Raw genomic sequence first — 12,665 nt, 5'->3', positions numbered from 1 at the left:
AGAAGCCGCCACAAACCGGCACGAAATCCGACAGACAGGTAGTGGAGAGTAGTGTCTCGGGTGCAGGGCCCGTGAATTCCGCTTCCGCCGGGAAAGTGCATAAAAATGGACGCCAAGACCATCATCGACAAGCGCAACCTGCCCAGCCGTCACGTCACGGAAGGGCCGTCCCGCGCTCCGCATCGTTCCTATCTTTATGCCATGGGCCTGACCCGGGAGCAGATTCACCAGCCGCTGGTGGGTGTTGCCTCCTGCTGGAACGAGGCCGCGCCCTGCAACATTTCGCTGATGCGCCAGGCGCAGGCGGTGAAGAAGGGCGTGTCCGCGGCCGCCGGCACGCCGCGCGAATTCTGCACCATCACCGTCACCGACGGCATCGCCATGGGCCACGAAGGCATGAAGGCCTCGCTGGCCTCGCGCGAGGTGATCGCCGACTCCGTCGAGCTCACCATTCGCGGCCATGCCTATGACGCGCTGGTCGGCCTCGCCGGCTGCGACAAGTCGCTGCCCGGCATGATGATGGCCATGGTGCGCCTCAACGTGCCGTCGATCTTCATCTATGGCGGCTCAATCCTTCCGGGCTCGTTCCGCGGCCAGCCGGTCACGGTGCAGGACCTGTTCGAGGCGGTCGGCAAGCACTCGGTCGGCGCCATGAACGATGCCGACCTCGACGAACTGGAGCAGGTGGCCTGCCCCTCCGCCGGTGCCTGCGGCGCGCAGTTCACCGCCAACACCATGGCGACGGTCTCCGAGGCGATCGGCCTTGCGCTGCCCTATTCGGCCGGTGCGCCCGCACCCTACGAAATCCGCGACAAGTTCTGCATGGCGGCCGGCGAGCAGGTGATGGACCTCATCGCCCGCAACATCCGCCCCCGCGATATCGTGACCCGCAAGGCGCTGGAAAACGCGGCGACGGTGGTCGCGGCCTCCGGCGGCTCGACCAATGCCGGCCTGCACCTGCCGGCCATCGCCCATGAGGCGGGCATCAAGTTCGACCTGTTCGACGTCTGCGAGATCTTCAAGCGCACGCCCTACATCGCCGACCTCAAGCCGGGCGGCCGCTATGTCGCCAAGGACATGTTCGAGGCCGGCGGCATTCCGCTGCTGATGAAGACCCTGCTGGAGCACGGCTACCTGCACGGCGACTGCATGACGGTGACCGGCCGGACCATCGCCGAGAACCTTGCCTCGGTGAAGTGGAACCCGCACCAGGACGTGGTTCGCCCGGCCAATGACCCCATCACCGTCACCGGCGGCGTGGTCGGCCTCAAGGGCAATCTCGCCACCGAAGGCGCCATCGTGAAGGTGGCCGGCCTGAAGAACCAGAAGTTCTCCGGCCCGGCGCGCTGCTTCGACGGCGAGGAAGCCTGCTTCGAGGCTGTCACCAACCGCGCCTATGAAGAGGGCGAGGTTCTGGTCATCCGTTATGAAGGCCCGAAGGGCGGCCCCGGCATGCGCGAGATGCTGTCGACCACGGCGGCGCTCTACGGCCAGGGCATGGGCGACAAGGTGGCGCTGATCACCGACGGCCGGTTCTCCGGCGCCACGCGCGGCTTCTGCATCGGCCATGTCGGGCCGGAAGCGGCGGTCGGCGGGCCGATCGGCCTGCTGCGCGATGGCGACATCATCACTATTGACGCAGTCGAGGGCACCCTCGACGTGGCGCTTTCGGACGAGGAACTCGCTGCCCGCCGGGCGGAGTGGGCTCCGCGTCCGTCTCCGGTTGGCTCGGGGGCTATCTGGAAGTTCGCGCATGCCGTGGGACCCGCTCGTGACGGTGCGGTGACCCATCCCGGCGGCGCGGCCGAGACATCGTGCTATGCGGATATTTGACCGTTCACTTCTTCTCGCCGTTCTGGCGCTTGTCGTGACGCCGGCCGTAGCGCCGGCGTTCGATGGGTCCCCCGACGGTCCCGCCGTCCCGGCTTTGCCGGGCCCGGTGGTGCCGAGCGCGGTGATTCCGGGTGCGGCACTGTCGGGCGCCATGCCCCGCGGCATCGACGAATCGGTTCGGTTCGGCACGCGGGCGCTGCGGTCCGGCGAGACCGAGAAGGGCATTGACGCTCTGCGCTACGCGGCCGACCAGGGCCATGTCGGCGCGCAGTGGAAGCTTGGGCGCATGTATGTCGAGGGCGAGGGTGTCGAGCGCAACGACATCAAGGCGTTCGACTACTTCACCCAGATCGCCAACATGCATGCCGACGACAACCCGTCGGCCCCGCAGGCGCGCTTCGTGGCCAATGCCTTCGTCTCGCTCGGTGCCTATTACCTGATCGGCATTCCCAACAGCAATGTCCGCCGCGATCCCAACCGCGCGCGCGACATGTTCGCCTATGCCGCCTCCTATTTCGGCGACCCGGACGCGCAGTACCATCTCGCGCGGCTCTATATCGAGGGCACGGGCGTTAATCGCGACACCCGCCTCGCCGCCCGCTGGCTCGGCCTTGCCGCGCATAAGGGGCAGTATCAGGCGCAGGCCGCGCTTGGTGGGATGCTGTTCAAGGGCGATGACGGCATCTCGCGTCAGGCCGCGCGCGGCCTGATGTGGCTGACGCTCGCCCGCGACGCCGCCGCCGGCCCGGACGACAAATGGGTCGTCGATCTCTATGAGGAGGCGTTCAGCTCGGCCAATTCCGATGAGCGCGCCATGGCCCTTGTCTATCTCGAACAGTACATGAAGGCGACGCGCTGAGGCGCCGCCTCGCCGGCCTGACGGGATGTCAGGCCGCCAGATCGATATCCGCCCACACCGGAACGTGATCGGACGGCTTTTCCCAGCCGCGCACATGCTTGTCGATGCCGACGCCCTTCAGCCGATCGGCAGCTTGCGGCGACAGCAGCAGATGGTCGATGCGGATGCCGTTGTTCCGTGGCCAGGCGCCGGCCTGATAATCCCAGAACGTATAGAGCCCCGCCGCGTCGCTGGAGGCCCGCACCGCATCGGTGAGGCCGAGATTGACCAGTTCGCGGAAGGCGAGGCGGGTGCGCGGAAGATAGAGCGCATCACCCTCCCACGCGCGGGGATCGTGCACATCCTCGGGCGCGGGGATGACGTTGTAGTCGCCGGCAACGATCAACGGCTCCTCATAGGTGAGGCGCTGGGCGACATGGGCTTTCAGCCGCGCCATCCAGTTCAGCTTGTAGGGGTACTTCTCGGTGTCGGGCGGGTTGCCGTTCGGCAGATAGATGCCGCATACCCGCACGACGCCGGTTCCGGTCGACACCACCACCTCGATGAAGCGCGACTGGACGTCGGCCTCGTCGCCCGGCAGGCCGGCGGTCACCTCGTCGAAGGGCAGGCGAGAGAGGATGGCGACGCCGTTGAAGCCCTTCTGGCCATGGACGGCGACGTTGTAGCCGGCAGATTCAAACGCCTCGCGCGGGAATTGCTCGTCCTGACACTTGATCTCCTGAAGGCACACCACATCCGGCGAGGTTTCCTTCAGCCAGGCCAGCGTGTTGTCGATCCGCAGCCGGATCGAGTTGACGTTCCAGGTGGCGATGCGCATGGGCGTAGGTCCGCGTGTCGGGCCCCTCGGTCGTGGGCCAGTGTCGAGTCGGCGCGCAGAATGCGGCCTCGCGGCGGGCGGCGCAAATGTCGCCGGCTCAGGCGCGGTGGCGGATCTTCTCGTCGCCCACGCAATAGCGGCCGTGCTGGCACGCGCCGTCGGTCAACCGCCGGTCAAAGCGGTGGGCCGCCCGCATCAGGACGGAAAGCAGGGTGGACATGATCATGGTCGCCTCCATCGGCCGACATCGGCCGCGACGTCAATGTGGCGCCCGGCGGGTCAGCTTTCGATTGGGAAGTCGGGGCGAGGGCATAAGGGCGGGATAAAGGAACCCGTTCACAGAACGGGCAGCAGCCGGCGCACGATCAGCGCCGACGACAGCGCCACCTCGTCGACGAAGGTGGCGAAATCGAAATGCGACTGCGCGCCGGCAAGGTCCGACAGCGCGCGGATCACCAGCCATGGCACGCCGAAGGCTTCGCAGCTCTGCGCCATCGCCGCGCCTTCCATCTCCACCGCCGCTCCGCCCAGTTCCTCGAACAGGCGCACGCGCAGCGCCTCGCTGTTCACGAACTGGTCGCCGGTGAGAACGCGCCCGACATGGAGGCGGGGAGGGTGGTCGCCGGGGCTGGCGGAGAGCGGTGCCAGCGCGAGATCGGCGAGCGCGGCCTCGACGCGTCGCAGAAGATCGGGATCGGCGGCATGGCCGAGCCCCTCATAGGGCCGGAAGAAGGGCAGATGGCCGGCCTGATACACCTTGAAGCCGTCCGGATCGGTGAAGCCGGCATCGTGCTGGAGCACATGGTCCGCGATCACCACGTCGCCGATGCTCAGGGCCGGGTCGAGCCCGCCGGCAATGCCGGAGAACATCAGCGTGCGGGCCTTGAACCGCTCGATCAGCAGCGTCGAGGCGATGGCGGCGTTCACCTTGCCCATGCCGGCCTGCGCCAGCACGACGCTGTGCCCGTCCAGCCGGCCGGTGTGAAAATCCATCCCGGCCACCGTCGTCGTGCCGTCATGGTCGAGATTGTCCGCCAGATATGCGAGTTCCTGCTGCAGCGCGCAGAGGATGCCGAGAGGCCCCATCAGAGCGCGAAGCTGGTGCCGCAGCCGCACGAGGCGGTGGCGTGCGGATTCGTGATCTTGAAGGAGGCGCCGATCAGGTCGTCGACGAAATCGATGTACGAGCCCGACATGTATTCCAGCGACACCGGATCGATCGCCACGGTGGCGCCGCCCTCGGCGATGATGGTGTCGTCCGCCTCGCGCTGGCGGGTGATGTCGAACCTGTACTGAAAGCCCGAGCAGCCGCCGCCTTCCACGCTGACGCGCAGCAGGCTCTCCGGCGGCTCCTGGCTCAGGATTTCCGCGATACGCCGCACCGCGCTCGGCGTGACGCCGACGCTTTCGACCGGGGCAATCGAAGGGCTTGAGCTCATGGCGCTGTCTTCAGGGTGCATGGCGCTGTCTTCAGGTTGAATGTGACCTGCTGCAATAGTTAAGTGCTGCCCGCCCCGAGTCAAAGGGGGCGGAGCGCATGGGAGACCCGCTCATGACGGCGGCGAGGGCCTGATGGCGGTGGCAGGAGCCATTCCGCGCGCGCCATGGGCGTCGAAGGCGGAGGAGAGTCGAGGGCGGCTGTTCCCGGAGCCGGACAGCGGCGCGCGCAGCGCTTTCCGCCGCGATGCCGATCGGCTCATCCATTCCAGCGCCTTCCGGCGCCTCGCCTACAAGACGCAGGTGTTCTCCTATCACGAGGGCGACCATTACCGCACCCGCCTCACCCATACGCTGGAAGTGGTGCAGGTCGCCCGTTCGCTGGCCCGCGCGCTCGGCGTGGACGAGGATCTCGCCGAGACGCTGGCGCTGGCGCATGATCTCGGCCACCCGCCCTTCGCCCATGCCGGCGAGCGCGTGCTGGACGCCTGCATGGCCGAGTATGGCGGCTTTGATCACAACGCCCAGTCGCTGCGCGTGGTCACCAAGCTGGAGAACCGCTACCCGGCTTTTGATGGGCTCAATCTGAGCTGGGAGGCGCATGAGGGCATCGTCAAGCATAACGGCCCCCTGGTCGGCCCACTGCCGCATGCGCTCGCGGTTCATGCCGAGCGCCAGGACCTCTGGCTGTGGAGCTGGCCCGGCGCGGAGGCGCAGGTGGCGGCCCTCGCCGACGACATCGCCTATGACGTGCACGATCTCGATGACGGCCTGCGCGCGGGCCTGTTCGGGGTGGACGAACTGGCCGGCCTGCCGCTCATCGGCCCGGTAATCGGCGATATCCGCGCGCACTGGCCGGGCCTCGACCTCGCCCGCATGATCCACGAAATCGGCCGCCGGGTGATCACGGTGCTGATCGAGGATGTGGTGGCCGAGACTGCCCGTCGCGTGGCGGACGCGCGGCCGGGCCATGCGGACGACGTGCGCCGGCTCGGCCGGCCGCTGGTGGGCTTCTCGCCCGCCATGGCGGAGGCGGAGCGCGCGGTAAAGGCGTTCCTGTTCCCGCGCATGTACCGCCATCCGCGGGTGATGGCGGAGATGGATGTCGCCGGCGACGTGGTGCGCGCGCTGTTCGCCCGCTACATGGCCGATACGCAGGCGCTGCCGACGGAATGGCGCGCGGGTATAGACGCGTTGCTGCCGGCGCGCCGGGCCCGGCGCATCGCCGATTTTCTCGCCGGCCAGACCGATCGCTATGCGCGGGCCGAATATGAGCGGCTGTTCGGGGGCGATCCGGTCCGCGCGGCGGCGGTCACGCCCTGAGAAGGCGCAAGCGAGCCTCGAAGGATACCCTATAAACGGCCCCTTCTTTGACTTGCGCGGCGAACTGCGGTAGCGGCAGCGGCCCTTCGGAACCTGTGGGCCAGCCGTGCCGGGAGCCGTTTCAGATGAACCTGTTCGCCCTTTTCGTCGATCACGTCCGCGCCGCGCTGGATGACCTCGCACGCGAGGGCGCGCTGCCCGCCGGCCTCGACGCCGCGCGCGTCGTGGTCGAGCCCCCGCGCGATGCCAGCCACGGTGATCTCGCCACCAACGCCGCCATGGTGCTCTCCAAGGACGCCGGGATGAAGCCGCGCGACCTTGCGGAGAAGCTGGCGGCCAAGCTCGCGGCGCTCCCCGATGTCGCGCGCGTGGACATCGCCGGGCCGGGCTTCATCAATATCGCGCTTGCGCCGGCCTGGTGGCCTCGCGTGCTCGCGGCGGCGCTGGAGGGCGGGCGCGATTTCGGCCGTTCCGATCTCGGCGCCGGTGTGAAGATGAACGTCGAATATGTCTCGGCGAACCCCACCGGCCCGATGCATGTCGGCCATTGCCGGGGCGCGGTGTTCGGCGATGCGCTGGCCAATCTGCTGGCCTTTGGCGGCTTTGACGTCACACGCGAATATTACATCAATGACGCCGGCGCGCAGGTCGACGTGCTCGCCCGCTCCGCCTTCCTGCGCTACCGCGAGGCGCTGGGCGAGGCGATCACGATTCCCGAGGGCCTGTATCCCGGCGATTATCTCGTCCCCGTCGGCAAGGCGCTCGTCACCAAATACGGCCGCACCCTCCTCGACAGGGACGAGGCGGAATGGCTGCCGCTGGTCAAGGACGTCGCCATCGATGCGATGATGGCGATGATCCGGCAGGATCTCGCCACGCTCGACATCCATCACGACGTGTTCTTCTCCGAGCGCACGCTGCACGCCCGCAAGGATGGCCAGCCCAGCATCATCGACGGCATGCTGGCGACGCTGCGCGCCCGCGATTTGGTCTATGAGGGCCGCCTCCAGCCGCCCAAGGGCCAGCCGATGGAGGATTGGGAAGACCGCGAGCAGACCCTGTTTCGTGCCACCCAGTTCGGCGATGACGTCGACCGCCCGCTGATGAAGTCGGACGGCGCCTATACCTATTTCGCCGCCGACATCGCCTATCACAAGGACAAGTTCGACCGCGGCTTCACGCGCATGATCGACGTCTGGGGCGCCGACCATGGCGGCTATGTCAAGCGCATGCAGGCGGCGGTGAAGGCCGCGACCGACGGCGCGGGCAGCCTCGATGTCGAGCTGTGCCAGCTGGTGCGCCTGCTGCGCAATGGCGAGCCGGTGAAGATGTCGAAGCGCGCCGGTGACTTCGTGACGTTACGTGATGTGGTGGATGAAGTCGGCCGCGATGCGGTGCGCTTCATGATGCTGAACCGCAAGAACGACGCGGTGCTCGACTTCGACCTCGCCAAGGTGATCGAGCAGACCCGCGACAATCCGGTGTTCTATGTCCAGTACGCCCATGCGCGGGCGGCCTCGATCCTGCGCAATGCGAAGCTCGCCTATGCCGACCTGCCCAGCGAAGCATCCGCCTTCGCCACCGCCGATCTTTCCCTGCTGACCGATGAAGGCGAGATCGGTCTGGCGCGGCTCATTGCGAATTATCCGCGAATCATCGAGCAGGCCGCAGCGGCACGCGAGCCGCATCGGCTGGCCTTCTACCTCTACGATCTTGCCAGCGCCCTGCATGGACAGTGGAATCGCGGAAAAGACCTGCCTCATTTACGCTTCATTATCGAAGATGATCGAAAGTCGACTTATGCGCGGCTGGCTCTCGTTCATGCCGTTGCGCTGATCATCGCTTCAGGTCTCGGGATCCTCGGAGTCGGTGCTCCCGAAGAAATGCGGTGAGCGTGGCGCGCAGCGTAGCGTGCGGCCCGCTGCCATCAGGTCGCCCCATCGGGGTGGTTTAAGTCACGCGACGCAGCGAGCAGGTTCGAGACATGGGCAACGAGACGACGCGTTATCGGCAGGACGATGCCGCCTTTGGCCAGCGTTCCACCGAGGAACGGCATGCCGCCGAAGACCCGCTTGCCGAGCTCGCTCGCCTGATGGGCCAGGACGACGAATTCGCCGCGCTGGCACGTTCGGCGCCGCGCCCGGGCGCCCCGGTGCGTAGAGAGCCCTCGCTCGGTGCGCCGCCGCCCCGCCCTGCAGCCCCGGTCCGGCCTGCCGCCCCGCGCCCCGCGGCCCCCCAGCCGCGCCCGCCCGCCGCGCCGGGCTCCTTCGCCGCACTTGCCGCCGAAGTCTATTCCGACGGGACCGCGCGTTCGGTTCCGCGCTCCGAGCGCCACTCGCTCGAAGACGCCGCGCGTGACCTCAATCGCGGCTTCGCTCGTACAGAGCCCCGCGCACCCGAGGCGCGTGCTCCTGAGGCGCGTGCTCCTGAGATGCGCGCTCCTGAAGCCCGTGCGCCCGAGCCGCGTGCGCCGGAGCAGCGTTCATATATGCCGCCCCGTCCCCAGCCGACGGAATCGCGGGTGAGTGCACCTTCAGTTGCCCCCGCGCCGCGCGGCGCCGATCGTGGCCGCGTGGGAGCCGTCGGCGTCGATGCGGTGTCGCAGGCGCTGGGCCAGCCCTTCTCCGCCGAACCGCACGCACGCTCGCCTCGCGCTCCCGAACCGGCCGTCTCGCGGCCGGCACCCGCGCGCCCGGCCGAGCCGCGTCCGCTGGATCTGGACGAGGAGGCGTATGATTACGGCCGTTCCGCCGTCGAGGATGCCGGTTACGGTGCCGACGGACAGGAAGGCTTCGATGAACGTTACGAGCACGAAGAGGTCGAGAGCGCCCCGCCGCGCGGCAGCCGCCGGCTTGCGGTGGTGGGAACCGTTATCGGCCTCGTGGTGCTCGGCGTCGCCGGCGTCTACGCCTTCCGGTCGTCGAGCTCCGGCCCGGCGACATCGGGCGGCCAGCCGCCGGTGATCCGTGCCGACGAGGGGCCGAACAAGGTGGTACCAGAGCCCTCCGCCGAGGCGCCGACCGACGGCCAGAAGCTGATCTATGACCGCGTGGGCGGCAACACGCCCACCGGCAATGAGCGCGTCGTGTCGAGCGAGGAGCAGCCTGTCGACGTGTCGCAGGCCGCCCAGCCGCAGCAGCCGCGCGTGATCCAGCCCGCCACCGGCGCGTCCCCGACCCCGGTCCAGCCGAACTCGACCGAGCCCAAGCGCGTGCGCACCCTCACCGTGCGCGCCGACGGTTCCATCGTCGAGGACGCCGCGCCGACCCCGCTGCCGGGTGCGCCCGCGACCGTGGCCCCGACTGCCCAGCCGACGGCCAACGCGCCGATCGCGCTGAGCGCCGGCACCTCAGGCCCGATCAACACCGACCCGACCCCGCTCTCGGCGACACCCTCGATCGTAGACAACGTGGCTGCCGCGCCGCGCGCGCCGACACAGACCACCGCCGCGCCGGCCGCCAGCGCCGTTCCGGCGCCCGCCGGCGCCTATGTCGTCCAGATCGCCTCCGTGCGCTCCGAGGCCGAGGCGCAGGCGACATGGCGCTCGTGGCAGGCCAAGTATCCGAGCGTGCTCGGCGGCCAGCAGATGGCGGTCCGCCGTGCCGATCTCGGCGATCGCGGCGTCTATTACCGCGCGCAGGTCGGCTCCTTCGCCAATCGCGAGGAAGCCAACGCGCTGTGCCAGGCCCTGCGTGCGCAGGGCGGGGACTGCATGGTTCAGCGCAACTGAGCCGGCGGCCTTCCGGCCACCGCTCCAGACACGGCACATCGTCATGACCGCATATAACGCGCCGCGCGCCTTCATCTCGGGGTGCGCTGGCACCGTGCTGGCGCCCGAAGAGGCGGCCTTCTTCCGCGACGCCGCGCCTTGGGGCCTCATTCTGTTCCGCCGCAATGTCGAGAGCCCGGCGCAGGTGCGCGCCCTGGTCGACGCGTTCCGCGCGACGGTCCAGCGCGATGATGCGCCGGTGCTGATCGACCAGGAGGGCGGGCGCGTGCAACGGCTCGGCCCTCCGCACTGGCCGGCCTATCCGCCGGCCGCCGTGTTCGCCGGCATCGCCGAGGCGGGCGATGCGGCTCGCGCGGTCGAGGCGGCGCGTCTGGGCGCGCGGCTGATGGCACAGGACCTTGCCGAACTCGGCATCACTGTCGACTGCGTGCCCTGCGCGGATCTGCGACTGCCGGAAGGCCACGGCATCATCGGCGATCGCGCCTACGGCACTACCCCGCAAGCGGTGGCGAGGCTCGCCCGCGCGGCGGCGGAGGGGCTGATGAGCGGGAGCGTGCTCCCGGTGCTCAAGCACATTCCCGGCCATGGCCGCGCGCGCGCCGACAGCCATGAGAGCCTGCCGGTGGTCGAGACCTCGCGCGCCGAGCTGGAGGCGACCGATTTCGAGGCGTTCCGGCTGCTCAACGATCTGCCGCTCGGCATGACCGCTCATGTCGTCTACAGCGCCATCGACGCCGAGCGCCCGGCCACCACTTCAGCGCGCGTCATCGCCGAGATCATTCGCGGCCACATCGGCTTCGACGGCGCGCTGATGAGCGACGACCTTTCCATGGGCGCGCTCGCCGGCTCGCTGGCGTCGCGGGCGGAGGCATCGTTTGCGGCCGGCTGCGACCTTGCCCTGCACTGTAACGGCAAGCTGGACGAGATGGTCGAGGTCGCCTCGCGCACGCCCGTGCTGGCGGGTGAAGCGGCCCGGCGCTGCGCCGCCGCGCTGGCCCGGCTCCAGGCGCCCGGAAGAATCGAGCAAATTGAGGCGCGCGCGCATTTTTCGGATATGATCGCGGCATCCTGAACACCAGCCGCCGGTCGATATGGAACAAAGCCGCTTTGCGTTCGAGGCAGATGACGCGCGCGAGCCCGGCGAGGGCGCGCTCGTCGTCGATGTCGACGGCTTCGAGGGGCCGCTCGATCTGCTGCTGGCGCTGGCGCGTACCCAGAAGGTGGATCTGCACCGCATCTCGATCCTCGAACTCGCCGAGCAATATCTGCGCTTCGTTGACGAGGCCCGGCGCATCCGCCTTGAACTCGCCGCCGACTATCTGGTGATGGCGGCCTGGCTCGCTTTCCTGAAGTCCCGCCTGCTGCTGCCCGATCCGCCGAAGGAAGACGGCCCAAGCGGCGCCGATCTGGCGGCCGATCTGGCCGAAAGACTGCGCCGGCTGGAGCGCATCCGCTCCGCCGCCGCGCATCTGGCCACCCGCGACCGCGTGGGCCATCAGGTGTTCCTGCGCGGCGCGCCGGAGCGGCTCGACCGCCCGGTCGGCCATGTCTACGAGGCCAATCTCTACGACCTGCTCGCCGCCTATGGCGCGCAGCGCCAGAAGAACGCGCTCTCGCAGGTGCGCTTCGCCCCGCGCAATGTCATCTCGCTGGCGGAGGCACGCGAGCGGCTGGAGCGGTTGATCGGACGGCTGGCTTTTGCCGGCGAGTGGGCACGGCTCGACGGCTTCCTGCTCAACTGGATCGCCGATCCGAAGATGCGCGCCACCGCGCTCGCCTCCGGCTTTTCCGCCAGCCTCGAAATGGTGCGCGAGGGGCTGATCGACGTTCAGCAGGAAGAGGCCTTCGCGCCGATCTGGATTCGCGCGCGGGCCGACAACGCATCGGGTCCGACGGGGGAGGGGGCATGAGCGCGGAAGCGGCGCGCGCGCCACGTCTCCATGACGACGAGCCGGAAATGGCGATGCTCCGGGAGCGCCCGCTGGCGCTGCGCCTGCTGGAAGCCATGCTGTTCGCCGCTGGCGAGCCGCTGAGCGAGGAGGTGATGGCCTCCCGCCTGCCGGAGGGCGCGGACCTGCCCGCGCTGCTGTCGCGTCTTTCTGCCGATTACGCGCCGCGCGGTGTAAATCTGGTGCGCGTGGCCGGTAAATGGATGCTGCGTACCGCGCCGGACCTCGGCTTCCTGCTGGCGCGCGACAAGCCGGAGCCGCGCCGGCTTTCCCGCGCCGCGCTGGAGACGCTGGCGATCATCGCCTATCACCAGCCGGCGACGCGGGCGGAAATCGAGGAAATACGCGGCGTCTCCACCAATAAGGGCACGCTGGACGTGCTGCTGGAATCCGGTTGGATCCGCATGCGCGGGCGGCGGCGCAGCCCGGGGCGTCCGGTGACTTATGGCACCACCGAGACCTTCCTCGTGCATTTCGGGCTGGAGGCGATCCGCGACCTGCCGGGGCTGGACGAACTGCGCGGCACCGGCTTCATCGACTCCCGCGTCTCGGCCGGGCTCACCGTACCGCTGCCGAGCGACGATGCCGGGTTGCAGGACGACGAGGACCCTCTGGAGCCGGAATTCAACCTGCTGTTCGCGCCGGAGCCGGACGGCGCGGACGAGGACGGCCCCGAAGACGCCGCGGACGCCGGGGCTTGACGGCAGGCCGTCGGGG

Annotated in this window: 12 protein-coding genes; 8 read left to right on the top strand and 4 right to left on the bottom strand. The window is 68.9% G+C overall.

Annotation, left to right across the window (positions count from 1 at the left end; translation table 11 throughout):
* Positions 1-105: 105 nt before the first annotated feature.
* Positions 106-1,833 (top strand): dihydroxy-acid dehydratase, encoded by a 1,728-nt coding sequence (ilvD, locus tag MKI84_RS09665; RefSeq protein WP_241618982.1) that lies wholly within the window; start codon positions 106-108, stop codon positions 1,831-1,833.
* Positions 1,820-2,692, top strand: coding sequence for a tetratricopeptide repeat protein (locus tag MKI84_RS09660; RefSeq protein ID WP_241618981.1), 873 nt, complete (start codon positions 1,820-1,822; stop codon positions 2,690-2,692). Before ilvD ends, MKI84_RS09660 begins: the two co-directional genes overlap by 14 nt.
* Positions 2,693-2,720: 28 nt before the next feature.
* On the opposite strand, the gene xth is transcribed toward MKI84_RS09660, so the two are convergent.
* From xth to MKI84_RS09645, 4 genes are all read right to left on the bottom strand, one after another.
* Complete coding sequence (gene xth / locus MKI84_RS09655; RefSeq protein ID WP_241618979.1) at positions 2,721-3,509, bottom strand: exodeoxyribonuclease III; 789 nt, start codon at positions 3,507-3,509, stop codon at positions 2,721-2,723.
* 97 nt (positions 3,510-3,606) lie between these two features.
* Entirely contained in the window at positions 3,607-3,735 is a 129-nt protein-coding gene (locus tag MKI84_RS20650) for a hypothetical protein (protein WP_281063212.1), read from the bottom strand.
* A gap of 110 nt (positions 3,736-3,845) precedes the next feature.
* Entirely contained in the window at positions 3,846-4,595 is a 750-nt protein-coding gene (locus MKI84_RS09650; RefSeq protein ID WP_241618977.1) for a 5'-methylthioadenosine/adenosylhomocysteine nucleosidase, read from the bottom strand.
* On the bottom strand, positions 4,595-4,948 hold the full coding sequence (locus tag MKI84_RS09645) for a HesB/IscA family protein (protein ID WP_241618975.1): 354 nt from the start codon (positions 4,946-4,948) through the stop codon (positions 4,595-4,597). Before MKI84_RS09645 ends, MKI84_RS09650 begins: the two co-directional genes overlap by 1 nt.
* A gap of 133 nt (positions 4,949-5,081) precedes the next feature.
* Here MKI84_RS09645 and MKI84_RS09640 point away from each other — a divergent pair, with 133 nt between their 5' ends.
* The 6 genes from MKI84_RS09640 (at position 5,082) to scpB (ending at position 12,649) form a co-directional block, all read left to right on the top strand.
* Positions 5,082-6,269 (top strand): deoxyguanosinetriphosphate triphosphohydrolase, encoded by a 1,188-nt coding sequence (locus MKI84_RS09640; RefSeq protein WP_241618973.1) that lies wholly within the window; start codon positions 5,082-5,084, stop codon positions 6,267-6,269.
* Between the two features lie 125 nt (positions 6,270-6,394).
* Complete coding sequence (gene argS / locus MKI84_RS09635) at positions 6,395-8,161, top strand: arginine--tRNA ligase (protein ID WP_241618970.1); 1,767 nt, start codon at positions 6,395-6,397, stop codon at positions 8,159-8,161.
* 629 nt (positions 8,162-8,790) lie between these two features.
* On the top strand, positions 8,791-9,999 hold the full coding sequence (locus MKI84_RS09630; RefSeq protein WP_241618968.1) for an SPOR domain-containing protein: 1,209 nt from the start codon (positions 8,791-8,793) through the stop codon (positions 9,997-9,999).
* Positions 10,000-10,042: 43 nt separating this feature from the next.
* The gene (nagZ, locus tag MKI84_RS09625; RefSeq protein WP_241618964.1) at positions 10,043-11,071 is read left to right on the top strand and encodes a beta-N-acetylhexosaminidase; all 1,029 of its coding nucleotides are present in this window, start codon (positions 10,043-10,045) and stop codon (positions 11,069-11,071) included.
* Positions 11,072-11,090: 19 nt separating this feature from the next.
* A complete protein-coding gene (locus tag MKI84_RS09620) occupies positions 11,091-11,909 on the top strand; it encodes a segregation and condensation protein A (RefSeq protein WP_241618961.1) in 819 nt (272 codons plus the stop codon).
* Positions 11,906-12,649, top strand: a complete 744-nt coding sequence (scpB, locus tag MKI84_RS09615) for an SMC-Scp complex subunit ScpB (RefSeq protein WP_425353820.1) — start codon at positions 11,906-11,908, stop codon at positions 12,647-12,649. Before MKI84_RS09620 ends, scpB begins: the two co-directional genes overlap by 4 nt.
* The last annotated feature ends 16 nt before the right edge of the window (positions 12,650-12,665 follow it).

This window comes from Ancylobacter gelatini, from assembly GCF_022601675.1.
Lineage (GTDB): Bacteria > Pseudomonadota > Alphaproteobacteria > Rhizobiales > Xanthobacteraceae > Ancylobacter > Ancylobacter gelatini.
This window is presented reverse-complemented; position numbering and strand designations above follow the sequence as displayed.